Genomic DNA, 22664 nt, shown 5'->3' on the forward strand with positions numbered 1-22664 from the left:
GGTCCTGGTAGGTGATCTAGGTCAAGAGTGGGCAAGGAGTGGCGACGAAAGCGTAAGGGTCGTTCCGTCCGGTGCCGGTCCCTTGCATGATGATTCCTGCGGCCTCCAAGTGACCCAGGGGGAGGCCGACCGGCGTGATCGTGAGCCCTTCCGCACGCCGGTGCTCTCGGCACCTGACCCGGGAGTGGGCCCAAGCGGGGACGGCATTCGGGGGGAGGCCGTCCCCGCAGTTGGGCCTCGGGGCCGGGCGTCCCACACCCCCCATCAGGTCTTCTCCAGGTATTCGGCGCGCTCGTCCGTGAGGAGCCCGTCGATCTCGGCGCGGAGCACGGGATGGCCCGCCAGCTCGGGGTCCGCCTCCAGCATGGCCTCGGCGTCCAGGCGCGCGGCGTGGATGACGTCCTCGTCGCGGAGGAGCCTGAGCATCTTCAGCGACGATCTGCGGCCCGACTGGGCCACACCGAGCACATCACCCTCCCTGCGCTGTTCCAGGTCGACACGGGACAGCTCGAAGCCGTCCAGGGTGGCCGCCACGGCGTCGAGCCGCGCCCTGGCGGGTGTGCCCCCCGGGGAGTCGGTCACCAGCAGGCACAGGCCGGGCAGCCCGCCGCGCCCGACCCGGCCGCGAAGCTGGTGGAGCTGGGAGACGCCGAACCGGTCGGCGTCCATGATGACCATGACCGAGGAGTTGGGGACGTCGACGCCGACCTCGATGACCGTGGTCGCCACCAGCACGTCGATCTCTCCCCTGGTGAAGGACTTCATCACCGCCTCCTTCTCCTCCGGCGGGAGCTTGCCGTGGAGCACCTCCGTACGCAGCCCGTGCAACGGCCCCGCCGAGAGCGTCTCCGCCACGTCGAGCACCGCCAGCGGCGGCCTGCGCTCGTCGTCGGCCTTCGACATGTCGCCCTCGTCGCCCTCCAGGTCACCGATGCGGGGGCACACGATGTAGGCCTGGCGGCCCAGCTCGATCTCCTCGCGCAGCCGCGTCCAGGTCCGGTCGAGGAAGTGCGGCTTCTCCGCGGCGGGGACCACGTGCGTGGTGATCGGGGCGCGGCCCGAGGGCAGCTGGGAGAGCGTGGAGACCGTGAGGTCGCCGAAGACCGTCATGGCGACGGTGCGGGGGATGGGCGTGGCGGTCATGACGAGCACGTGCGGACGGCCGCCCCCGGCCTTCTCGCGGAGCGCGTCGCGCTGCTCGACGCCGAACCGGTGCTGCTCGTCGACCACGACCAGGCCGAGGTCGGCGAACTGGACGCGCTCCTGAAGGACCGCGTGGGTGCCGACGACGATGCCCGCCGCGCCCGAGGCCGCGTCGAGCATGGCCGAGCGGCGGGCCGCGGCGCCCAGCGAGCCGGTCAGCAGGGCGACCGCGGTGCCGCCGAACATGCCGCCGGTGGCCAGGTCTCCGAGCATGGCCGAGATCGACCGGTGGTGCTGCTGGGCGAGCACCTCGGTGGGGGCCAGCAGCACCGCCTGCCCTCCGGCGTCGACCACCTGGAGCATCGCCCGCAGCGCGACGATGGTCTTGCCCGCGCCGACCTCGCCCTGAAGCAGCCGGTGCATGGGGTGGGGCAGGGCGAGGTCCGCCGCGATCTCCTCGCCCACCTCGCGCTGCCCCTCGGTGAGCTCGAACGGCAGCCGCCCGTCGAAGTCGGCGAGCAGCCCGCCGGAGATCGCGGGCCGGGGCGTGGCGGGCCAGGAGGCCGCGACCATCCGGCGCTGCAGCAGCACCGCCTGGAGCAGGAACGCCTCGTCGAACCTGAGCCGCTTGCGGGCCCTGGCCACGTCGGCGTGGTCACGCGGCCGGTGGATCGCCAGCAGCGCCTCCGACAGGCCGGGGAGTTTGTGCCGGGCGCGCAGTTCCCCGGGCAGCGAGTCGTCGAGCTCGCCCATCGTGTCGAGGACCACGCCCAGCGCCCTGCGGATGGCCCAGGGCGTCACGTCCTTGCCCGCCGGATAGATGGGCACGAGCGCGGCGGCGAACTCCTCGGCGCCCGTCTCGCTCTCCTCGATCATCTCGAACTCGGGGTGGGAGAGCTGCCACTTGCGTTTCTCGCCCTGGCCGAAGGCGCCGACCTTCCCGGCGAACATGCCGCGCCTTCCCGGCTTCAGCCGCGTCTCCGCGATGTGGGACGTCTTGCCGAAGAACGACAGGTAGATCTTGCTGCCCCGGGCGTCGACGACCTCGACCTCCAGCCAGGTGCCGCCCTTGTTGCGCATCGGCCTGCGCATCGCCCTGGTGACCTCGCCCACCACGGTGACGTGGTCGTCGACCCGCAGGTCGTCGAGGTCGGTCAGCTCGCCCCGCTCGGCGTAGCGCCGCGGGTAGTGCCGCAGCAGATCGCCGACGGTGCGCAGGTCGAGAACGCTCTCCAGCAGCTTGGCCGTCTTGGGGTCAAGCGCCTTCGTCAGCGGCTCGTCGAAGCTCGTCACCCCCGTTTTCTACCGTGCCGAGGCGACAGAATTCATCCGCCACGGCTCATCGGGCCGCTCGGCGCCGCCTCGCTCCACCCCGATCGGCGGCGGGTGGCCGCCTCGCCCGCCCTCGTCCCCGGCCGCCTCCGTCGCCTCCGTCCCCGATCCCGGCTCCCGGCTCCCGGCTCCCGGAGGAGATCAGCCGTGGCGTGTCCCGGAATGCGCTACGGTTGCCTCCGGAGATTATCCCCGTTCGACCGTTCACGGCGGCTCGCGTTCGCGTGCAGGGCCGGACATCGGATATCCTCGTGTGGCCAGCCGGTCGTCCCGGCGTGCCCGATGACCGCCGCCAGTGCGGCGGATCGAGCCTCTCGACTGATAAAAGGAGCGAACCGTGGCTTCCGTCTGCGACGTTTGCGCTAAGAAGCCGACCTTCGGCAACAACGTCTCCCACTCGCACCGCCGCACCCGCCGCCGCTGGAACCCGAACATCCAGCCCGTGCGCGCAGTGGTGAACGGCACGCCGAAGCGGCTGAACGTGTGCACCTCCTGCATCAAGGCCGGCAAGGTCACCCGCTAGCCAGACCTTCGCGAAGCCCGCCGTCCCCCTCGATGGGGCGGCGGGCTTCGCCGTTGTCCCCGACGGGCCTTCGTCCCGTTCGGGGGCCATCCCCCGCCTCAGGGACCGTCCCGTTCGGGAGACTCCGCCTCAGGACGCATTCCGCCGTAGGGGCCGCGCCACCTCGGGAGACCCTCCCGGTCAAGAATCGCGCAGGCGCCAGGCGTGGTCCACCGGGCCGATGCCCGCTCCCAGGGGGAAGCCGTGCGCGATCGCGCCGGTGACGTACGCCTTCGCCTTCTCCACCGCGGACGGGACGTCCTCGCCGAGGGCGAGGTGGGAGGCGATCGCGGAGGCCAGGGTGCAGCCCGTGCCGTGGGTGTGCCGGTTGTCGTGGCGCTCGGCGGTGAAGCGGAACTCCCGCGTGCCGTCGGTCAGCAGGTCGACCGGGGCACCGGGCAGGTGACCGCCCTTGATGAGCGCCCACCCGGGCCCGAGTCGCAGGACCGCGTCGGCGGCCCGGCGCAGGTCGGTTTCGTCCTCGACCTTCACCCCGGTGAGCTGCAGGACCTCCCACAGGTTGGGGGTGACCACCGTGGCCGTGGGCAGCAGGCGCGACTTCACCGTCTCCACGGCCTCGGGGGCCAGGAGCGCGTCACCGTGCTTGGAGACCCCGACGGGGTCGACCACGACGGGCACGTCCAGCCTCGCCAGGACCTCGGCCACCGTCTCCACCAGCACGGGTGAGGCGAGCATGCCGGTCTTGACCGCCTGTGCCCCGATGTCACCGAGTACCGAGTCAAGCTGGGCCCGTACCGCCTCCGGGGGAAGCTCCCAGTAGCCCTGCACGCCCACCGAGTTCTGCGCGGTCACCGCGGCGATCACGCTCATGCCGTGCACACCGAGGGCGAGCATGGTCTTCAGGTCGGCCTGGACGCCCGCGCCGCCTCCGGAGTCGGATCCGGCGACGGTCAGCACGCGAGGGGGGGTCAAAACGGTCATGGTCCTCATCCAACCAGCCCCGCTCCGGCCCGCGAAGCGCTCCCCCGGCTTTCCCCGTCCCCGGACACCGGGTCTCCCCACGCCCCCACGCCTCCCGACGCCGCCCCCGCCGCGCTGGGACACCCCGTGTAGGGCGAAAGCCGCTCTGGGATTACCTGGGCGGTTCGGAAGGCTCCGTCGTGGCGGCACTACGGGTCAGGCGACGGAGCACTCTCCCTGGTCGCTCTGGCAGCTGGCCGGAATCTCCGCGTCACCTCTCGCGGTGAAGGTGATGACGAGCTCCTCACCGGCGGCCAGGCCGTCCGGCGACTCGATCACCAGGTCGTCGCCGACCTGCTCCCAGTCCGCCCCGGTCACCGAGGAGACCTCCCCGCTGACCGGCACGCTCACCTTCAGGTTTTCGACGTTCTCGTCCGCGGCGACCACGAGTTCGACGGTGTAACTCCGCGACCTGTCGCTCACGACGTCGGCGCCGACCGTGATCGCGGCGCCCCCGGCGGGCGGGGGTGCGCTGAAGGTCGTCTCGGTGGGCACGGGGTCGGGCCCGGCGCTGCTCAGGGGCGACTCGGTGGGAGCCTGCGTCTGGTCGCCGACGACGAGGGACTGGGAGGTGGGACCGGACGTGGGCTCGTCGGCGGACTCGTCGGTGCGCGACGGCTCGTCGGTGGGCGGGGCGTCGGTCTCCAGGGGCGCGCGGGTGGCCTTCCGCGTCGGCGTGGGCCGGGGGGTGGAGGTGACCCCGCCTCCCCCTCGGGTGGAGGCGCGGTCGGGGGCGGGTGTGGGCCTCGCCCTCTCGTCATCCGGCTCCGGCGTCTCGTCTCCCGCCCCCGAGGGCTCGTCCTCCGGCACCGGCTCCTCAGCGGGTTCCTCAGCGAGTTCGGTTACGTCGGCCTCGGGCACCGGCTGGTTCGACGCCGCCGCGACGCAACCGGCGGGCGGGCAGTCGGCCGGGCTCTCGGAGCCCGCCAGGGCCCGGACGCCGATCACGGTCCCGCCGAGCACCACGGCCACCGCGGCGATGACCAGCAACGTCTTCCTGACGCGCCCGCCGGACCTCTCCTCGTCCTCGGGCCACGGGTCGAACGTGGTAGACGTGGTGGACGTCTCAGACCTGTCGGAGAGCTCGGACTCCGAAGTCCATCCCGACCCCAGGAAACCCGTCCGGGTCTCGGTGACCACCGACTCCTCGGGACGGAGCCGGCGCCCGATCGGCTCGTCCTCCCGACCTGGTCCCGGAGCGGACTCCGGCCCGCGTTTCCCCCGGTTCGAGGAAGCCTCTTCCCCGTTTGCCCCGTGGCGGCCCATATGGCCCCTTTCTCGAAGGGAATCTCGACCGCCCATCTTCATACCAGTTAGATAACCGTTTGTCGCAATTTTCACAGATGTCGCAGGAAGTGGTAAGCATCACTCCCGGAAGTGGTCCCAGCCTCCACGGTCGAGCAAAAGGCCCTTGACCTGCACGCCTTCGCCCTCGATGACGTGGCCCACCACGTTCCAGCCCTCCGGGAGCCGTACGTGGGCCGGGAAGGTCGCGGCGAGCGCGTGGTCGTCGCCGCCGGAGAGAACCCACTCCAGCGGATCGACGCCGAGCGGCCGGGCGGCCTCCCGCATCACCGGCGGGACGGTGAACGCCTCCGGGTCGAGGACGAGGGCGACCCCGGCCGCCTCCGCCACGTGGCCGAGATCCTGGAGCAGGCCGTCACTCACGTCGAGCATGGCGGTCGCGCCGAGCGCGGCGGCCTCCGGGCCGCGCGCGTAGGGGGGGCGCGGACGGCGGTGGGCGTCGATCAGTTCCACCGGCCCGGTCAGGCCCGCGCGGAGCAGCGCGAGCCCGGCGGCGGCGTGCCCGAGGCGGCCCGCGAAGGCGACCACGTCGCCGGGACGGGCCCCCGACCGGGTGACCGGCGCCCGGCCGCCCAGGTCGCCGAGGGCGGTGACGGCGACCACGACGAGGTCGCAGCGGGTGATGTCGCCGCCCACCACGCTGGCGCCGACGAGATCACACTCGTCGCGGAAGCCGTCGGTGAGCTCGTCCAGCCAGCCGGTGGCGGCGTCGGCGGGCAATCCTAGGCCGACCACGAGACCGGTGGGATCGGCCCCCATCGCCATGACGTCGGAGAGGTTCTGCGCCGCGGCCTTGCGGCCGATGTCGTAACCACTGGACCAATCGCGGCGAAAGTGCCTACCCTCAATCAACAGGTCAGTCGTCACGACGACCCGCTCGTCGGGAGCGCTCACCACCGCGGCGTCGTCCCCGGGGCCGAGCAACACGGTCCCACCTTGTGGCAAACGTCCGGCAATACGTGCAACAACCCCGAATTCGCCGAGATCTCCGACTGTGATGACACACCTCCCGTTCATCACAGGGTACGGTGGCCCTTCGGCACTGATCCAATCGCCCGGGAGGTCGTTATGGTGCAGGCCTACATCCTTATCCAGACCGAGGTCGGCAAGGCCGCGAACGTGGCGTCTGAGATCTCGGGCATCCTCGGTGTCACGCAGGCCGAGGACGTCACCGGGCCGTACGACGTGATCGTGCGCGCCGAGGCCCGCAACGTCGACGAGCTGGGGAAGCTCGTGGTGGCGCAGATCCAGGGTGTGGAGGGGATCACGCGCACGCTGACGTGTCCCATCGTGCACATCTGAGTCCGTAGTCTGGGGCCGTAATTTAGGTCCGGGACCCGAGCCGGTGCCCGGCCCCACCTTCGACCGTCTGGAACGTGACATGCCACTGCGGTTCGCCCGCCGGGCGGGGTGCGCCTTCGCCCTGCTGATCCTGGTGGGCTGCGGCGGCGCCGTCCGGGTCGAGCCACCGGCCCCCGAGGGGCCGGCCGCCGCCGCGTGCCGGGCACTCGCCGAGCGGCTCCCGCGGAAACTCGACGGCGCGGACCGGACGGAGTCCACCCCCGCCTCCCCCTACGTCGCCGTGTGGGGGGAGGCGCGCATCGCCCTGCGCTGCGGGGTGCCTCGGCCGGTGACGATGTCACCGACCGACCAGGTGCCCGAGATCGACGGGGTGGCGTGGTACGCCGACCCGGCCAGGCCGACGCTGTTCACCGCGATCGGCAGGGAGTCCTACGTCGAGGTGACGATCGCGCGGGAGCACACCCCGCAGAACGTGCTGGTCGACCTCGCGGCCCCCATCAAGAGCGCCCTACCGCAGACCGGGTGAGCGTCCGAGCGCGAGCTGGATCAGCCGGTCGACCAGCTCCGCGTAGGGCACTCCGGTGGCGGCCCACAGCTGCGGCGCGACCGACATCGCGGTGAAGCCCGGCATGGTGTTGATCTCGTTGACGATCAGCCGCCCGTCGGGGGTGTAGAAGAAGTCGACCCGCGACAGGCCCTCGCAGCCCAGCGCCTCGAAGGCGCGGACGGCCATCGCCCGCAGCTCCTCCGCCGTCTCCCGGGGGATGTCCGCGGGCACGGACAGGGACATGTCATCCCCGATGTACTTGGCCTCGAAGTCGAAGAACTCGTGGTCGCCGTGGACCAGCACCTCGCCGGGCAGGCTCGCCCTGGGCGCCTCGTCGCCCGGCGACTCCAGCACCGCGCACTCGATCTCGCGGCCCGTGACGGCGGCCTCGACCAGCACCTTGGGGTCGTGCTCGCGGGCGAACTCGATGGCCCGCTCCAGCTCCTCCAGGTTGGCGGCCTTGGAGATGCCCTGGCTGGACCCGGCGCGCGCGGGCTTGACGAACACCGGCCAGCCGAGCTCCTGGACCTCCTTGAGGACCCGGCCGCGGTCGGTCCGCCAGTCGCGGTCGCGGATCGCGACGTACGGGCCGACGGGCAGGCCGGCCGCGGCGAGGACCAGCTTCATGTACGCCTTGTCCATGCCCACCGAGCTGGCCAGCACCCCGGAGCCGACGTAGCGGACCCCGGCCATCTCCAGCAGACCCTGGATCGTGCCGTCCTCGGCGAAGGGGCCGTGCATCACGGGGAAGACGACGTCGACCCGGCCGAGCTCGACGGGGATGCTGCCGGGGTCGTACGCCACCAGCGAGCCGCCGCCGGACGCCAGGGCCAGTGTCGCGCTCGCCGCGTCGACGGCGGGCAACTCACCGCTCTCGATCTCGTAGCGCTGCTCCCCCGAGGCGAGCACCCACCGGCCGTCCTGGGCGATCCCGATGGGGACCACCTCGTACTTGGATCTGTCGATGGCCCCCAGCACGCTTCCCGCCCCGAGAATGGAGACGGCGTGCTCGGAATTGCGACCGCCGAAGACGACGGCGACCCTCGGTAGAGGTTCGTGCTGCTCACTCATGATGACCGAATGTACCCCCTGTTAGGGGGCAATCCGGCTGTTAGACGCGCCTACCTACCCGATGCGGGTAGTGAGTCGAGCGCCTTGGTCACGTCCATGATGAGATCCTCGGCGTCCTCCAGCCCGATGGAGAACCTGACCGCCGCCGCGTCGACCCCCGGCTCCTCACCGAGCCGCCGCTGGGTGGCCGAGGCCACGTGCGCGGCCTTGGTACGGGTTCCTCCGGCGGAGGTGGCGATCGAGACGAGCTTGAGGGCGTCGGCGAGGGCCACTCCCGCGCCGTAGCCGCCGCGCGGGGTGACCGTCACGCAGGCGCCGTACCTGGTGCCCTCGGGGCCGGAGTCGAACAGGTGCCTGGCGAGCTGGTGGCCGGGGTGTCCGGGCAGCCCCGGGTAGTCGACATGGCGTACGGCGGGGTGCTTGGCCACGGCGGCGGCGAAGACCATCGCGGTGGAGCACATCCGGCGGACCCGCAGCGGCAGGGTCTCCAGCCCCCGGCGGAGCAGGAACGCGTCGTCGGGGGAGAGGGTGCCGCCGGTGTCGATCCGGAACTCGCGCAGCTGGGCGATCAGGTCGGGGCGGCCCACCGCCACGCCTCCGGCGCAGTCGTCGTGGCCGCCGAGATACGTGGTCGCGGAGTGGATCACCAGGTCGGCGCCGTGTTCGAGGGGACGGCACACGATCGGGGTGGCGAAGGTGGAGTCGACCACCAGCAGCGCCCCCGCGGCGCGGGCGATCCGGTAGAGGCCCCGGATGTCGGAGACGGCCATGGTGGGGTTGGACAGCGTCTCCGCATAGATGATCTTCGTGTTGGGCTTGATCGCCGCCCGTACCCTGGCGAGCTCGCCGTAGCCGACGAAGTCCGCACTAACCCCGAACCTGGCCAGCACGTTCGTGATCAGCGAGTGGGTCCCGTCGTACAGCGGGACAGGGGCCACGATGTGCGCGCCCGCGCGCAGGAACGTCATCAGGACCGCGTTGACGGCGGCCATCCCCGAGGCGAACGCCTGCCCCGCCACGTCCTCGGGCGCCGCGGCGCCCTCCAGGGAGGCCACCGCCGAGGCGAAGGCGGCGGTGGTGGGATTGTCGATCCGGCCGTACGCGTAACCGGGCCCCTTCTCGTCGAACACCTCGGCGTACCCGGCGGAGTCGCCGAAGCCCCACGCGGAGTTGCGCCACACGGGAAGGCCGAGGGGGGTCTGCCGGGGCGTCTCGGGAGCGGGCAGGTGCACCGACCGGGTGTTCTCGCCCTTGCGTCTGCGCATCCGTCTGTTCATCGACCACGCCGTCCGTTCACAGGCCGTATCGTTCCGGCTTGGGAGTCCGCGACATCAGGAGCACCCCGGCCTCGCTGGGGGGCATCGCGTCGTGGACGACGGCGACCACCACCTCGGTGATCGGCATCTCCACGTCGTGTTTTCTGGCCAGTTCCAGCACCGACTCGCAGGACTTGACCCCCTCGACGGTCTGTTTCGTGGTGGCGATGACCTCGGCCAGCGTCATGCCCCGCCCAAGATTCTCACCGAAAGTACGGTTCCGTGCCAGTGGGGATGTACAGCTCGCCACCAGATCGCCCATGCCCGCGAGGCCCGCGAAGGTGTGCGGGTCCGCGCCGAGCACCGTACCCAGCCGGGAGATCTCGGCCAGCCCGCGCGTCATCAGCATCGCCCCGACGTTGTCGCCGAGCCCCATCCCCGCCGAGATGCCGACCGCGAGGGCGATCACGTTCTTGACGGCCCCGCCGAGCTCGACCCCGATGACGTCGGGGTTGGTGTACGGGCGGAACCAGGGTGGCAGGTAGCAGGCCGCCTGGAGGCGCTCCATCGCCCGCTCGTCGGTGCAGGCGACCACGGTGGCGGCCGGCTGGCCCCGGACGATCTCACCGGCCAGGTTGGGGCCCGACACCACCGCGACCCGCTCCTGAGGCACCTCGGCGACCTCGCAGATCACCTCGCTCATCCGCTTGGTGGTGCCCAGCTCGATGCCCTTCATCAGGCTGACCAGCACCGCGTCGGGCGGCAGGTGCGGCCTCCAGCGGGTCAGGTTCTCCCTCAGGCTCTGGGAGGGCACCGCGAGCACCACGAAGTCGGCGCCGTCGAGGGCCTCGGCGGGGTCGGTGGTGGCGCGCAGCGTCTCGGGCAGCACCGCGCCCGGCAGGTAGTCGGGGTTCTCGTGCCGCCGGTCGATCGCCTCGACGACCTCCGGCCTGCGGCCCCACAGCGTCGTCCGGGTGCCCGCCCCGGCGAGGATCATGCCGAAGGTCGTCCCCCACGAGCCCGTGCCGAATACAGCCGCCTTGGTCATCGGTTCTCCTCGGGCGTGGAAACCCCCGCCTCGGGGCGAGGGAGAGGGCGCGGCACGGCGCCGTACGGTTCGGCGACGGCGGTCACCAGGTCACCGCGGGGATGACCGGCGGCGTCCTGGCCGCCGGGATGGCGGAGCGGTGAGACGCCTGTGGAGCTGGGGTAGGACCTCAAGGGATTTCTCCTGGCGGGCGACCGGTGGTGAATCAGGAACTCTCACGGGCGACCGTGGGAACCCCCTCCCTTCGGGGAGGGGAGGATGTCAACACCGTACGCCGAAGTCAGTTGTCGGACGGTCGCTTGAACGGCGTCTCGGGTGCCTTCTCCCCGCGGATCTCGGCCAGCTGAGCCGTGATCGCCGCCATGATGTCGGCGGTCGCCTCGCGCAGCACGTCGGCGGAGAGCGGCTCCCCGTCGCGCAGCGCGTACTTCGACAGGTCGACCGGCGGCCCCGTCTGCACGTGGAAGGTCTTGCGCGGCAGCAGGCGGGGCCTCTTGGCGCCGTACGGCAGGATCTCCTGGGCTCCCCAGTGGGCGACGGGGATCACCGTCGCGCCGGTGGCCAGCGCGAGCCTGGCCGCGCCGGTCTTGCCCTCCATCGGCCAGAAGTCCGGGTCACGGGTGCAGGTGCCCTCCGGGTAGAACATCACGCACGCCCCGGCGGCGAGCCGCCGCCGCGACTCCTCCAGCGAGCGCACCGCGTCGGCGCTCCCCCGGTAGACCGGGATGGCCTGCAGCGCCCTCACCAGGGGGCCGACCAGCGGCACCGAGAACAGGCCCGACTTGGCGAGGATCGTCGGCCAGCGGCCGTGGTTGTAGAGGAAGTGCGCGACGAGGATGGGATCCAGCCACGACAGGTGGTTGGTCACCATGATGATCCCGCCCGTCCTGGGGAGGCGGTCGCTGCGGCGCCAGTCCTTCTTGACCAGGAGCCAGGAGATCGGCTTGACGATCACAACGGCGAAGGCGACCCAGAATCGCGAAGGCCATCCGGGGCGTCTCATGGGCTCCTCCATCTGAGCGGGATGCGCCCCAAGTCTCCCGGTTGGCTCCGGGGAATGTCGAGGCGGGATGCTTAAGGCTATGTCTGCTTCGGAAAACTCCGGCTGGACCCTCGTCGTCCCGGTCAAGACACTGGTCGCCGCCAAGACCCGCCTGTCGGCCGCGGCGGGCCCGCACCGGGCCGCGCTGGCCGTGGCGATCGCCTGCGACACCGTCGAGGCCGCGCTGAGCTGCGCTCTCGTCGCGCGGCTGGTCGTGGTGACGGGCGACCCGGTGGCCGCGGAGGCGCTCGGCGAGATCGGCGCGCACGTCGTCGGCGACCCGGAGGCGGGGCTGAACGCCGCCCTGCGGCACGGCGCCCTGGAGGCGGTGCGGCTGGCGCCCGATGACGCCGTCGGCGCCCTGCAGGCCGACCTCCCGGCCCTGCGCCCGGCGGAGCTGTCCCGCGTGCTGACCGCCGCCGCGGAGTTCGACCAGGTGTTCCTGCCCGACGCCGCCGAGATCGGCACGACCTTCTACGGCGTACGGCCGGGGGTGCCCTTCACACCGGGGTTCGGCGGCGAGTCGCGGGAACGGCACCTGCGGCGCGGCGCCAAGGAGCTCTTCGTGGAGGGGGTGGAGTCGGTCCGCCACGACGTGGACACCCCGGACGACCTGCGCCTGGCGCTCGCCCTCGGCGTCGGCCCCCGCACGCTGGCGATGGCGGAGAGGATCTCGGCGTCGAACCGGGACGGCGGGCGGGCGTCCGGCCCGATCGGCGGGTGAAGCGGGAACGGCCGGACGAACGGACGCGCGGGTTCGGAGGGAAGCGGTTCGGGCGGGGCGGGTCCGCGGGCGGGGGTTAGGCTGGGCGGATGCAGGCGACGGTGCGGGACTTCGACCCGGCGACCCGGTCGGGGTCGGTGTTCCTGGACGACGGGACCCAGATCCCGTTCGGCACGGCGGCGTTCGACGCGGGGCCGCTGCGACTGCTCAGATCCGGCCAGCGGGTCAACATCGTGATGGACGGCGACGACGTCACCTACGTGACCCTCTCGACCTTCCCCCTGCCCGGATAGCCGCCCCGGCGTCCGGTGGACGCCCCCGGACAGACCTCGGGACAAATCTCAGGCGAGCCCCGCACCGGGCCCGGCGGAAAAGCCGGGCGCCCGGACTCCCGTCGCGGGAGGCCGGGCGCCTGTGCCCGACGCCTACCTCTTCTTCGACGCCTTCTTGCCGCCGGTGTTGACGAGGTCCTTGAAGTCGGAGCCCGGCCGGAACTTCGGCCCCCAGCTCTCGGCGACGCGGATCTCGGCACCCGTCGAGGGGTTGCGGGCGGTGCGGGCCGGCTTGTGCACCATCTCGAAAGCGCCGAACCCCGTGATCGAGACCTTGTCGCCGTTCGCGACGGCGGTCTGGATGGCGTCGAGCACCGCGTTCACGGCCTCGGTGGCCGTCTTCTTGTCGCCCACCCGATCCGCGATGGCGTCGACGAGTTCCTTTTTGTTCATAAGGTTGCTCCCCCTGCTTACCGATGTCCGGGAGTGGGTCACGAGGCAGAAAACCCGTCTCACCCGATTTGTCACGGCGAGGGGTCTCATCACAGATCTCTCATCAACGATCACGATGAGAAACCCCTTGCCCGCTTGAAATTAGGGGACGGAGCCGTATGACTCAATCACCTTCCGCAATGTTTCCAGTGCTTGGCGTATCTGAAACCACGACATCAATGCTGAGAAGGAACAAATCAAGACGCCCGGCGGCGTGTTCGAGGTCGCGTTTGGCCATATCGCAGATGGCCAGAAGACGCCGGGCGAGACGTTTTCTCTCCTCGGCGGGGACGGGCAGGGACCGGACGCGGCGGTGCGCCTCGCGCAACCGCCACGCCAGCTCGTCTTCTGAACTCGTCAGACGGTCGTCGGCAGCCATGGCTGCCGACCATTCTCGTATGCCCCTATGGCATCGGCGTTGCGCAGGGTCAGCCCGATGTCGTCCAGGCCCTCCGTGAGCCGCCAGCGCGTGTAGTCGTCGATCTCGAAGGCGACGACCTCGCCGCCCCAGCGAACCTGGCGTTCTCCCAGGTCGACGGTGATCTCCAGGGTGGGGTCCGCCTCCACCGCGGTCTGCAGGGCCTCGACGACCTCGCCCGGCAGGACGACCGGGAGCAGGCCCATCTTGGTGGAGTTATTACGGAAGATATCCCCGAAGCGGGCCGCGATCACGACGCGGAACCCGTACTGCTGCAGGGCCCAGACCGCGTGCTCGCGGGAGGAGCCGGTGCCGAAGTCGGGTCCGGCGAGCAGGATCGTGGCGCCCTCGTGGGCGGGGTCGTTCAGGACGAAGGCGGGGTCCTCGCGCCAGGCGGAGAACAGGCCCTTCTCGAAACCGGTCCGGCTGACCTGCTTGAGCCAGACGGCGGGGATGATCTGGTCGGTGTCGACGTTGCTGCGGCGCAGCGGCACGGCCCGGCCGGTGTGGGTGACGAACGCTTCCATCGCGAGGACTCCTTACAGGTCGGCGGGCGCGGTGAGTTTGCCGGTGACGGCGGTCGCGGCGGCGACCTGCGGGGACACGAGGTGCGTACGGCCGCCCTTGCCCTGACGTCCCTCGAAGTTGCGGTTGGAGGTCGAGGCGCTGCGCTCGCCGGGGGTGAGGGTGTCGGGGTTCATGCCCAGGCACATGGAACAACCGGCCTCACGCCATTCGGCGCCCGCCTCCTTGAAGACCTCGTGCAGCCCCTCCTGCTCGGCCTGGAGCTTGACCAGCATCGAGCCGGGCACGATCAGCGTGCGCGTGACGACCCGGCGCCCGCGCAGCACGTCGGCCACGGCACGCAGGTCCTCCAGGCGCCCGTTGGTGCAGGAGCCCACGAAGACCGTGTCGACCTGGACCTCGCGGAGCGGGGTGCCCGCGGTCAGTCCCATGTACTCCAGGGCGCGGGCGGCGGCGGCCGGGTCGTCGGTGTCCTCGGGGCGCGGCACGGACGTCCCCAGCGGGGCGCCCTGGCCGGGGTTGGTGCCCCAGGTGACGAACGGGGTCAGCGTCGCGGCGTCGATCTCCACGACGGTGTCGAAGACGGCGTCCTCGTCGGTCACCAGCGACTTCCAGTACGCGACCGCGGCGTCCCAGTCGGCGCCGGACGGCGCGTGCGGACGGCCCTTGAGGTACTCGAAGGTGGTCTCGTCCGGAGCGATCAGGCCCGCGCGGGCGCCCGCCTCGATGGACATGTTGCAGATGGTCATCCGGCCCTCCATGGAGAGCTTGCGGACGGCCTCGCCTCGGTACTCGACGATGTAGCCCTGGCCGCCGCCGGTGCCGATCTTGGCGATGATCGCCAGGATCAGGTCCTTGGCCGTGACGCCGGGCGGCAGCTCGCCGGAGACCTCGATGGCCATCGTCTTCGGCCGGTAGGCGGGCAGCGTCTGGGTGGCCAGCACGTGCTCGACCTCGGAGGTGCCGATGCCGAACGCGATGCCGCCGAAGGCACCGTGGGTGGAGGTGTGAGAATCACCACACACGATCGTCATGCCGGGCTGGGTGAGGCCGAACTGCGGGCCGATGATGTGGACCACACCCTGACCCGCGTCACCCATTGGATACAGCCGGACGCCGAACTCCGCGCAGTTCTTGCGCAGCGTCTCGACCTGCACCCGCGACACCGGGTCGCTGATGGGACCGCGTACGGTCGGGACGTTGTGGTCCTCGGTGGCGACGGTGAGGTCGGGCCGCCGGATGGGGCGGCCGGCCAGGCGCAGGCCGTCGAACGCCTGCGGGCTCGTGACCTCGTGAATGAGGTGCAGGTCGATGTAGAGCAGGTCGGGTTCTCCCTCGGCACGTCGCACGACGTGCTGCTCCCATACCTTCTCCGCGAGCGTGCGGCCCATGTCGCCTCCTTGCGATCGGCTGTCCCACTCCCACTTGCTTTCTCATATGTCGAGACGGCAGTATCGGTGTATGGACAACTCTAGCGGAGTCGGCGTACTCGACAAGGCCGTCCTCGTGCTCAATGCCCTCGAAGCAGGCCCGGCGTCCCTCGCACAGCTCGTTCAGGCCACCGGCCTGGCACGGCCCACCGCCCACCGGCTGGCCGTCGCGCTGGAGCACCACCGCATCGTCTCCCGTGACACACAGGGCCGATTCGTGCTGGGCCCGCGCCTGTCCGAGTTGTCCACGGCCGCGGGCGAGGACCGTCTGCTCGCCGTCGCCTCTCCGGTTCTCACCCAGCTCAGGGACCTGACCGGGGAGAGCGCGCAGCTTTACCGTCGCCAGGGTGACGAGCGGGTCTGCGTGGCCGCCGCCGAGCGCGCCAGCGGGCTGCGCGACACCGTGCCGGTCGGCTCGGCGCTGCCGATGCTCGCCGGTTCGGCGGCGCAGATCCTGCTCGCCTGGGAGGAGCCCGACCGCCTGCACCGGGGCCTGCGCGGGGCCAAGTTCACCGCGGCCACCCTGGCGAGCGTACGGCGCAGGGGCTGGGCGCACAGCGTCGGCGAGCGCGAGCAGGGCGTGGCCAGCGTCTCGGCGCCGATCAGGGGCGCGGGCGGCAAGGTCGTCGCCGCGGTGTCGGTCTCCGGCCCGATCGAGCGCCTGACCCGCACCCCCGGCCGCCTCCACGCCGCCCCCGTGGTCACCGCCGCCGAGCGGATCACCGAGTCGATGCGCCGCGCCAACTGAGAGCCTGCGGGGGGCCTGCCGGGGCCTGCTGATGGCCTGCTGATGGTCCGCCGGGGGCCGCGTCCGCCCCCGGAGGGCGGATCGCCGGATCGGAGGGGGCGGCGACGGCTGACACCGTCCGACCGGTGGGCGATATGAGGAGGCGAGCACCCCTGCGGCCCCCTAGGCTGGGAAGGTGACAGATCGCATCGAGGCAGCCGCGGCTGAACTGCGTCCCCTGCTCCAAAACTTCATCCTCTGGGCGCGTGAGAACGCGCCCGGCAGCGATTCCAATCTGGTCGGCTCTGTCGCGCTGTGGCACCGCCTGATCGCCTCCGACGACGTCGGCCGCTGGAAGCAGTCCGACCTCCGCACGGTGCTCCTCGATCGGATGCCGCAGGTCGTCGAGGACCCCGACGCCGCCGCCGACGGCATGGTGCCCGCGATCCGCGCCTACCTGACCTTCCTGTCGGAGTCCGACCGCCTGGCCAAGGGCTCCGCCTCGCTGGGCGACCTGCTCGCCGAGCTCGACCGCCTCGAAGACGACTTCGTCGACGCCATGGAGGATCTCGTCGTCGAGGAGGACGAGGACGAGGAGTACGACGAGGAGGAGTCCGAGGGGCTCGGCGACTTCGAGCCGTTCGCCGACGAGCTCTCCGAGCTGCCGACGATCAGGCTCCGTCCGGACAGCGAGCTGGCCGAGGCCACCCGCGGGACGACCCTGATCGCCAAGGCCCGCGACCTCGCGGTCTGGGTCGGCTCCGAGCGCCGGGTGGGCGAGACGAGCCTGCTCGACGACACCGAGATCGCCGAGGCCCTGGCGGTCCTGAAACTCCCGGTCCCCGAGAAGGACGGCGCGTCGCTGGCCGACTCCGTCCCCGCCCTCTGGAACATCTGGAACCTCGCGATCGACCTCGACTTCCTCCAGCCCGAGGGGGAGGACACCGTCAGCGTCGACGCCGACACCGCGGAGTGGCCCTTCGAGGAGGACGACGACGCCCTCGACGCGTGGATGGCGGGCCTGCACTCCATCGACTACGGCGACCCCGAGCTGGAGGACGAGGAGGCCACGATCGCCCTGTCCGGGCTGACCAGGGCGCTGCTGGTCCGGGTGCTGCTGGCGACGGGCTCGAAGCCGCTGGCCGACCTCCGCGTCGAGCTGGCCGAGGCCGCCGCCGAGTACGACGACCTGGGCACCGAGGCCTGGACCGCCGCCACCGCGCAGTACGGCGACCCGCTCAACCCCGTGCTCGACTGGCTGACCGGATACGGCATGGTCGAGGTCGAGCACGACCAGGTGCGGCTCACGCCGCTCGGCATGGAGGGCGTGGTCCACCTCGTGGACGACGCCGACATCGAGCTGGACGCCCGGCCCGCCATCGACGCGATGACGGCCCACGACCTGCTCTCCTTCGGCGCCGAGCTTCCCGAGGAGGAGGCGGACGCCGAGTTCGCGGCCTGGATGGAGCTGCGCGCCCCCGAGCAGGCCGCCAAGGACCTGCTGGAGGCCGCGGCCGAGGACGACGCGGACGCGCTGATCCGGGTCCAGGCGGCCAGCATGGTCGGTTCGCTCGGCGACGTGGCCGTGCCCGCGTGGCGGGAGGCCCTCGACGAGCCGTCCCTGCGCCCGTACGCGGCCACCCACCTGGCCCAGCTGGGCGTCGAGGACGCTCCCACGCCCACCCAGGCCGACACCCACTGGCTCATCCTCGACATGCTGACCATCTCCGCCGGTCTCGGCCGCCCGGAGTTCGTCAGCAGTCTCGACGACATCGGCAACGTGCCGAATCTGGTCAGCCTGCTCGAAGTGATCTGGAAGGTGCCGCACCCGCACCTCGAGGAGCTGCTGGAGGCGATCGGCAAGGCCCACCCGGACAAGCAGGTGGGCAAGGCCGCCAAGCGGGCCCTGTTCAAGGCCCGCTCGGGACAGAACTAGCCCCCCGGTCCCGGAGCCTGTCACCCGGCTCCGGGACCGGAGACGGGATCGGCAGGGGCCGGGGCCATCCGGGGTCGGGGTCAGCGTCGAAGCCATCCGGGAGCGGGACCGGGGACGCCTGAGTACGGATTACGTACCCTGCACGGTATTGGATGAGCGGCACCGGACGGTCACCGGCGTCCGCTCGCGGGGGAAGCGCGAAAACGCGAAGGGGAGCGCGGGAATTTCGAGTAAATCCGGAAAAGCAAAAACCCCGGAAGCCGTTGCTTCCGGGGTCCGCGATGTAGCCCCGACCGGATTCGAACCGGCGCTACCGCCTTGAGAGGGCGGCGTCCTAGGCCACTAGACGACGGAGCCTTGCGAGAGACAGTGGTAGTCCCGACCGGATTCGAACCGGCGCTACCGCCTTGAGAGGGCGGCGTCCTGGGCCACTAGACGACGGGACCCTACACACTGTCATCAGATTCGGAGGGGACCGAATCTGCGGCATCTTCCAGGGAAGATGCAGCTGGGGTACCAGGACTCGAACCTAGAACAACTGAACCAGAATCAGCCGTGTTGCCAATTACACCATACCCCACCGCGCTGGACCCCCTTGCGGGACTCGCTGGCGACTCCGAAAGAATAGCCCAGGTTGGGGGTCAAGACCAAAACGATTGCCGTGGGCCGAATCGCGGTATCACCGGGCTGCCGCCACGAAGGTCAACTGTGTAACGCTGCCGGAGAGATCCAACCGCATGTGAGGAGTTTCCGCCTTGACCGACAACCCGTTCTTCACCCCCAGCGAGCTTCCCTACGGCCTGCCGCCGTTCGCCCAGGTCAGGGAGGAGCACTACCTTCCCGCCCTGGAGCGCGGCATGGCCGACCAGCTGCGTGAGGTGCGGGAGATCACCGAGAATCCGGCGCCCCCGACGTTCGCCAACACGATCGAGGCGCTGGAACGCTCGGGACGGATCCTCCATCGGACCGTCACCGTTTTCTTCAGCATCTCCGCCTCCGACGCGACCGACGGCATCCGGGAGATCGAGACCCAGGTCTCCCCCAGGCTGAGCCAGCATGCCGACTCCATCCGCCTGAACCGCCCCCTGTACGCCCGGATCAAGCAGGTGACCACCGACGACGCCGAGGAGGCGTGGCTGCTGGAGAAGTACCGCGTCGACTTCGTCAGGGCCGGGGCCGACCTGTCCGAGGCCGACCAGGAGCGTCTCAGGGAGCTCAACGAGGAGCTGACCAGGCTCTCCACGACCTTCTCCCAGAACCTGCTGACGGCCTCCACGGACTCCGCGCTGGTCGTCGAGGACGCCGCCCTGCTGGACGGCCTCTCCGAGAGCACGATCAAGGCGATCGAGAAGGACGGCTCGTACGTCCTGACGCTGTTCAACCACACCAACCAGCCCGCCCTCGCGGAGCTGACCAACAGGGAGACCCGCAGGAGGCTGTACGAGCTGTCCACGGGCCGGGCCCCGGAGAACTTCGAGCTGGCGGCCAGGATGGCGACGCTCCGCGCCGAGCGGGCGGCGCTGCTCGGCTATCCCAGCCACGCCGCCTACTCCGTCGCCGACCAGACGGCCAAGACCACCGAGGCCGTCGAGGAGATGCTCGGCAAGCTGGTGGGCCCGGCGGTGGCCAACGCCCGCAGGGAGGCCGAGGCGCTGAGCGAGCAGGCCGGTTTCCCCATCGAGCCGTGGGACTGGTCCTTCTACGCGGAGCGGGTGCGCAAGGCCCGGTACGACTTCGACGGCGCCGACCTGCGCCCGTACTTCGAACTGGACCGGGTGCTGCGCGACGGTGTCTTCCACGCGGCGGGCGAGCTGTACGGGGTCACCTTCTCCGAGCGGGACGACCTGGCCGGATACCACCCGGACGTGCGGGTCTTCGAGGTGTTCGACGCCGACGGCTCCCCGCTCGGCCTGTTCCTGTTCGACCCCTACGCCCGGCCCACCAAGCGCGGCGGCGCCTGGATGAACAACCTGGTCGACCAGTCGCACCTGTTCGACGAGCGGCCCGTGGTGATGAACAACCTCAACATCACCAAGCCCGCCGAGGGGCCGACGCTGCTCACGTTCGACGAGGTCAACACCGCCTTCCACGAGTTCGGCCACGCCCTGCACGGCCTGTTCTCCGACGTGCGCTTCCCCCGGGTCTCCGGCACGGCGGTGCCGCGTGACTTCGTGGAGTATCCCTCGCAGGTCAACGAGATGTGGGCCACCTGGCCGTCGATCCTCGCCAACTTCGCCAGGCACCACGAGACCGGCGAGTCCGTGCCCGCGGAGCTCCTGGAGAAGATGAAGGCCGCCGAGAGGTTCAACCAGGGCTTCGCCACCGTCGAGTATCTCGCGGCGGCTCTGCTCGACTGGTCCTGGCACAAACTGGCCCGGGGCAAGACCGTCGAGGACGCCGAGGCGTTCGAGAACGCGGCCCTGGAGCGCGCCGGGATCACCCTCGGCCTCGTCCGGCCCCGCTACCGGACCAACTACTTCGCCCACATCTTCTTCAGCGGGGTGGGCGGCTACAGCGCCGGTTACTACTCCTACATCTGGAGTGAGGTGCTCGACGCCGAGAGCGTCGACTGGTTCGAGGAGAACGGCGGCCTCGGGCGCGGGAACGGCGACCACTTCCGCTCCACCCTGCTGTCGGTCGGCGGCTCGCGGGACGTGATGGACGCCTTCCGCGACTTCCGGGGGCGCGACCCGCGCATCGAGCCCCTGCTGAAGCGCCGCGGCCTGCAGGTATAGCCGTACAACCCCTGCCCGCGTGGCCCTTCGCGCATCGCCGGGGTGTGGTTTCCCCCACCCCGGCGATGCGCGCGGAGCCAATGTGCGCGGCGCGCGCGGCGGGCATCGTAAAGGTCATGAGACGACCTTGGAACAGGATCGGTACCGCCCTCGTCGCCGGTCTGGCGGGAGCCCTGGTGCTCGGAGCCGCGGACCCGGCCGCGGCCCGGCGGGTGGAGCACGACACGCGAGGAGCCGTGACCTCGCCGACCTCGCCGACCTCCCTGGCCGGGACGGGCAGGGGCACGACGGTCCGTACCGACGCCGGGTGGGTGAGGGGCGTGGAGGCCGGTGACCGCCGGCTCTTCCAGGGCATCCCGTACGCCGCGCCCCCGGTCGGGGAGCTGCGCTGGCGGTCGCCGCAGGCCGTCGCCCCGTGGCAGGGGGTGCGCGACGCCACCGCGCCCGGCAGCCGGTGCGCGCAGAACACCGACGACTGGGGGCTGCCGGCGAGCGCGGCGGAGGACTGCCTCTATCTCAACGTGACCACTCCCACGCGGGACGGCGGGAACCGCCTCAGGCCGGTCGTGGTGTGGCTGCACGGCGGGAGCTTCACGAAGGGGGCGGGCAGCGACTACGACGCAGGCAGGCTGGCCGTGCGGGGCGACGTCGTGGTGGTGACGGTCAACTACCGGCTGGGAATGCTCGGGTTCTTCGGGCATCCGGCGTTCGAGGACTCGGGGGCGTTCGGGATCGAGGACCAGCAGGCGGCCCTGCGCTGGGTGCGGCGCAACGCGGCGGCCTTCGGCGGCGACCCGCGCAACGTCACCCTGGCCGGCGAGTCCGCGGGGTCGCACGCGGTGTGCGCGCAGCTCACCTCCCCCTCGGCGGCCGGGCTGTTCCACCGGGTGATCGCCCAGAGCACCCCGTGCGGGGCGGGGAGCTTCGAGGGCACCCCGCTGAAGCCGGTCCTGGACGTGCCCCTGTGGCTGCCCAGGGCCTCCTACGAGGGCTACGGGCAGTATCTGGCCTCCCTGCTGGGGTGCGCCGACCCGGGGACCGCGCTCGCCTGCCTGCGGGGCAAGCCGGTGGCCGACCTGCTCGCCGTACCCGTCCTCCCGCTGCCGGGGTACGGCAACGCGGTGCTGCCCGAGGATCCGGCGAAGGTGCTCAAAGAGGGCCGCTTCCACCGGGTGCCGGTGCTGACCGGCATCACCCGGGACGAGGGCACGATGTTCACGTCGATGATCTTCGAGGAACCGCTGACGGCGGAGGACTACGAGCTCAAGGTCAACACCACGTTCGGTGCCTTGGGGCCCGGCATCCTGGCCCGGTATCCGGTGGACGCCCACGACGGCCCGCCCCTCCAGGCGGTGGCCGCCATCATGAGCGACCTGGACTGGGCCTGGCAGGCGCGCGACACCGACCGGCGGTTCGCCCGGCACGTGCCGACCTACTCCTACGAGTTCACCGACCGTACGGCGCCCGCGCTCTTCCCGCTGAGGCACGAGGTCAAGCCGCTGGCCGCGCACGGCTCCGAGCTGTCGTTCCTGTTCGGGGTCGGCTGGGAGTCCACCCCGCTCACCCCCGCGCAGCGGCGGCTCGGGGACACGATGATCGACTACTGGTCGAGGTTCGCCGCCTCCGGCGACCCGAACCGGCCGGGCCTGCCCGTCTGGAAGCGCGTACACCCCGCCGACGACACGCCGTACGTGCAGGAGCTGGCCCCGGGGAGAGGCGGTGTCAAGCCCTTCGACCGCGCCTCGGCCCACAACCTCGCCTTCTGGGACGAGCTCGCCGGACGATGAACCCCGCCGGGTGGTGAACCTCGCCGGAC

Annotated in this window: 21 protein-coding genes and 3 tRNA genes; 9 read left to right on the forward strand and 15 right to left on the reverse strand. The window is 71.2% G+C overall.

Annotated elements, in window-relative coordinates; all coding sequences use genetic code 11:
* Nucleotides 1-264 precede the first annotated feature (264 nt).
* The gene (gene recG, locus ABD817_RS12055; protein ID WP_344917909.1) at nt 265-2436 is read right to left on the reverse strand and encodes an ATP-dependent DNA helicase RecG; all 2172 of its coding nucleotides are present in this window, start codon (nt 2434-2436) and stop codon (nt 265-267) included.
* Nucleotides 2437-2812: 376 nt separating this feature from the next.
* Between recG and rpmB the strand changes: the two genes are divergently transcribed.
* Complete coding sequence (gene rpmB, locus ABD817_RS12060; protein WP_012894387.1) at nt 2813-2998, forward strand: 50S ribosomal protein L28; 186 nt, start codon at nt 2813-2815, stop codon at nt 2996-2998.
* A 180-nt stretch (nt 2999-3178) separates the two neighbouring features.
* Here rpmB and thiD read toward each other — a convergent pair whose 3' ends face one another.
* The 3 genes from thiD to ABD817_RS12075 all read right to left on the reverse strand — a co-directional run bounded on the left by thiD (nt 3179) and on the right by ABD817_RS12075 (nt 6340).
* Nucleotides 3179-3988, reverse strand: a complete 810-nt coding sequence (gene thiD, locus ABD817_RS12065; RefSeq protein WP_344917910.1) for a bifunctional hydroxymethylpyrimidine kinase/phosphomethylpyrimidine kinase — start codon at nt 3986-3988, stop codon at nt 3179-3181.
* A 186-nt stretch (nt 3989-4174) separates the two neighbouring features.
* Complete coding sequence (locus tag ABD817_RS12070) at nt 4175-5158, reverse strand: hypothetical protein (RefSeq protein WP_344917911.1); 984 nt, start codon at nt 5156-5158, stop codon at nt 4175-4177.
* Between the two features lie 225 nt (nt 5159-5383).
* Nucleotides 5384-6340 (reverse strand): thiamine-phosphate kinase, encoded by a 957-nt coding sequence (locus tag ABD817_RS12075; protein ID WP_344917912.1) that lies wholly within the window; start codon nt 6338-6340, stop codon nt 5384-5386.
* A 51-nt stretch (nt 6341-6391) separates the two neighbouring features.
* Here ABD817_RS12075 and ABD817_RS12080 point away from each other — a divergent pair, with 51 nt between their 5' ends.
* On the forward strand, nt 6392-6625 hold the full coding sequence (locus tag ABD817_RS12080; protein ID WP_344917913.1) for an Lrp/AsnC ligand binding domain-containing protein: 234 nt from the start codon (nt 6392-6394) through the stop codon (nt 6623-6625).
* Between the two features lie 79 nt (nt 6626-6704).
* The gene (locus tag ABD817_RS12085) at nt 6705-7151 is read left to right on the forward strand and encodes a DUF3515 family protein (RefSeq protein WP_344917914.1); all 447 of its coding nucleotides are present in this window, start codon (nt 6705-6707) and stop codon (nt 7149-7151) included.
* On the opposite strand, the gene ABD817_RS12090 is transcribed toward ABD817_RS12085, so the two are convergent.
* The 4 genes from ABD817_RS12090 to ABD817_RS12105 form a co-directional block, all read right to left on the reverse strand.
* Complete coding sequence (locus ABD817_RS12090; protein WP_344917915.1) at nt 7134-8243, reverse strand: D-alanine--D-alanine ligase family protein; 1110 nt, start codon at nt 8241-8243, stop codon at nt 7134-7136. The genes ABD817_RS12085 and ABD817_RS12090 overlap by 18 nt on opposite strands.
* 50 nt (nt 8244-8293) lie before the next feature.
* Nucleotides 8294-9508: a trans-sulfuration enzyme family protein gene (locus tag ABD817_RS12095; RefSeq protein WP_344917916.1), complete on the reverse strand. Its 1215-nt coding sequence runs from the start codon at nt 9506-9508 to the stop codon at nt 8294-8296.
* A 28-nt stretch (nt 9509-9536) separates the two neighbouring features.
* Nucleotides 9537-10547, reverse strand: a complete 1011-nt coding sequence (locus ABD817_RS12100; RefSeq protein WP_344917917.1) for an NAD(P)H-dependent glycerol-3-phosphate dehydrogenase — start codon at nt 10545-10547, stop codon at nt 9537-9539.
* Between the two features lie 280 nt (nt 10548-10827).
* Nucleotides 10828-11550, reverse strand: coding sequence for a lysophospholipid acyltransferase family protein (locus ABD817_RS12105; protein ID WP_344917918.1), 723 nt, complete (start codon nt 11548-11550; stop codon nt 10828-10830).
* A 67-nt stretch (nt 11551-11617) separates the two neighbouring features.
* Between ABD817_RS12105 and cofC the strand changes: the two genes are divergently transcribed.
* Nucleotides 11618-12313, forward strand: a complete 696-nt coding sequence (gene cofC / locus ABD817_RS12110) for a 2-phospho-L-lactate guanylyltransferase (RefSeq protein WP_344917919.1) — start codon at nt 11618-11620, stop codon at nt 12311-12313.
* Nucleotides 12314-12402: 89 nt separating this feature from the next.
* On the forward strand, nt 12403-12606 hold the full coding sequence (locus ABD817_RS12115) for a hypothetical protein (RefSeq protein WP_344917920.1): 204 nt from the start codon (nt 12403-12405) through the stop codon (nt 12604-12606).
* 132 nt (nt 12607-12738) lie between these two features.
* Here ABD817_RS12115 and ABD817_RS12120 read toward each other — a convergent pair whose 3' ends face one another.
* From ABD817_RS12120 to leuC, 4 genes are all read right to left on the reverse strand, one after another.
* A complete protein-coding gene (locus ABD817_RS12120; RefSeq protein WP_344917921.1) occupies nt 12739-13038 on the reverse strand; it encodes an HU family DNA-binding protein in 300 nt (99 codons plus the stop codon).
* 163 nt (nt 13039-13201) lie between these two features.
* Nucleotides 13202-13456 carry an SCO5555 family protein gene (locus tag ABD817_RS12125; RefSeq protein ID WP_344917922.1) on the reverse strand — a complete coding sequence of 85 codons (255 nt, stop codon included), beginning with the start codon at nt 13454-13456 and terminating at the stop codon, nt 13202-13204.
* A complete protein-coding gene (gene leuD / locus ABD817_RS12130) occupies nt 13435-14022 on the reverse strand; it encodes a 3-isopropylmalate dehydratase small subunit (RefSeq protein ID WP_344917924.1) in 588 nt (195 codons plus the stop codon). The genes ABD817_RS12125 and leuD overlap by 22 nt, the downstream gene beginning before the upstream one ends.
* Before the next feature lie 12 nt (nt 14023-14034).
* On the reverse strand, nt 14035-15411 hold the full coding sequence (gene leuC, locus ABD817_RS12135; RefSeq protein WP_344917926.1) for a 3-isopropylmalate dehydratase large subunit: 1377 nt from the start codon (nt 15409-15411) through the stop codon (nt 14035-14037).
* A gap of 70 nt (nt 15412-15481) precedes the next feature.
* On the opposite strand from leuC, the gene ABD817_RS12140 reads away from it, so the two are divergent.
* Nucleotides 15482-16198, forward strand: a complete 717-nt coding sequence (locus tag ABD817_RS12140; protein ID WP_329085241.1) for an IclR family transcriptional regulator — start codon at nt 15482-15484, stop codon at nt 16196-16198.
* A gap of 175 nt (nt 16199-16373) precedes the next feature.
* Nucleotides 16374-18113, forward strand: a complete 1740-nt coding sequence (locus tag ABD817_RS12145) for a hypothetical protein (RefSeq protein WP_344917927.1) — start codon at nt 16374-16376, stop codon at nt 18111-18113.
* Between the two features lie 284 nt (nt 18114-18397).
* Here ABD817_RS12145 and ABD817_RS12150 read toward each other — a convergent pair.
* The 3 genes from ABD817_RS12150 to ABD817_RS12160 form a co-directional block, all read right to left on the reverse strand.
* Nucleotides 18398-18470: transfer RNA gene (locus ABD817_RS12150), tRNA-Glu, on the reverse strand.
* A gap of 13 nt (nt 18471-18483) precedes the next feature.
* A tRNA-Glu gene (locus ABD817_RS12155) sits at nt 18484-18559 on the reverse strand.
* A 62-nt stretch (nt 18560-18621) separates the two neighbouring features.
* A tRNA-Gln gene (locus ABD817_RS12160) sits at nt 18622-18693 on the reverse strand.
* A gap of 175 nt (nt 18694-18868) precedes the next feature.
* Here ABD817_RS12160 and ABD817_RS12165 point away from each other — a divergent pair.
* Nucleotides 18869-20848, forward strand: a complete 1980-nt coding sequence (locus tag ABD817_RS12165; RefSeq protein ID WP_344917929.1) for a M3 family metallopeptidase — start codon at nt 18869-18871, stop codon at nt 20846-20848.
* A gap of 116 nt (nt 20849-20964) precedes the next feature.
* The gene (locus ABD817_RS12170) at nt 20965-22635 is read left to right on the forward strand and encodes a carboxylesterase/lipase family protein (protein ID WP_344917931.1); all 1671 of its coding nucleotides are present in this window, start codon (nt 20965-20967) and stop codon (nt 22633-22635) included.
* Nucleotides 22636-22664: the final 29 nt, after the last annotated feature.

This window comes from Streptosporangium oxazolinicum, from assembly GCF_039537505.1.
GTDB classification, from domain to species: Bacteria; Actinomycetota; Actinomycetes; order Streptosporangiales; family Streptosporangiaceae; genus Streptosporangium; species Streptosporangium oxazolinicum.

Coding starts and splice junctions, on each gene's coding strand:
- leuD (WP_344917924.1), bottom strand. CDS start 14,022: ATGGAAGCGTTCGTCACCCACACCGGCCGGGCCGTGCCGCTGCGCCGC.
- leuC (WP_344917926.1), bottom strand. CDS start 15,411: ATGGGCCGCACGCTCGCGGAGAAGGTATGGGAGCAGCACGTCGTGCGA.
- ABD817_RS12080 (WP_344917913.1), top strand. CDS start 6,392: ATGGTGCAGGCCTACATCCTTATCCAGACCGAGGTCGGCAAGGCCGCG.
- ABD817_RS12100 (WP_344917917.1), bottom strand. CDS start 10,547: ATGACCAAGGCGGCTGTATTCGGCACGGGCTCGTGGGGGACGACCTTC.
- ABD817_RS12115 (WP_344917920.1), top strand. CDS start 12,403: ATGCAGGCGACGGTGCGGGACTTCGACCCGGCGACCCGGTCGGGGTCG.
- ABD817_RS12170 (WP_344917931.1), top strand. CDS start 20,965: ATGAGACGACCTTGGAACAGGATCGGTACCGCCCTCGTCGCCGGTCTG.
- ABD817_RS12105 (WP_344917918.1), bottom strand. CDS start 11,550: ATGAGACGCCCCGGATGGCCTTCGCGATTCTGGGTCGCCTTCGCCGTT.
- ABD817_RS12140 (WP_329085241.1), top strand. CDS start 15,482: ATGGACAACTCTAGCGGAGTCGGCGTACTCGACAAGGCCGTCCTCGTG.
- ABD817_RS12075 (WP_344917912.1), bottom strand. CDS start 6,340: ATGAACGGGAGGTGTGTCATCACAGTCGGAGATCTCGGCGAATTCGGG.
- ABD817_RS12120 (WP_344917921.1), bottom strand. CDS start 13,038: ATGAACAAAAAGGAACTCGTCGACGCCATCGCGGATCGGGTGGGCGAC.
- thiD (WP_344917910.1), bottom strand. CDS start 3,988: ATGAGGACCATGACCGTTTTGACCCCCCCTCGCGTGCTGACCGTCGCC.
- ABD817_RS12090 (WP_344917915.1), bottom strand. CDS start 8,243: ATGAGTGAGCAGCACGAACCTCTACCGAGGGTCGCCGTCGTCTTCGGC.
- ABD817_RS12095 (WP_344917916.1), bottom strand. CDS start 9,508: ATGCGCAGACGCAAGGGCGAGAACACCCGGTCGGTGCACCTGCCCGCT.
- ABD817_RS12085 (WP_344917914.1), top strand. CDS start 6,705: ATGCCACTGCGGTTCGCCCGCCGGGCGGGGTGCGCCTTCGCCCTGCTG.
- ABD817_RS12125 (WP_344917922.1), bottom strand. CDS start 13,456: ATGGCTGCCGACGACCGTCTGACGAGTTCAGAAGACGAGCTGGCGTGG.
- cofC (WP_344917919.1), top strand. CDS start 11,618: ATGCTTAAGGCTATGTCTGCTTCGGAAAACTCCGGCTGGACCCTCGTC.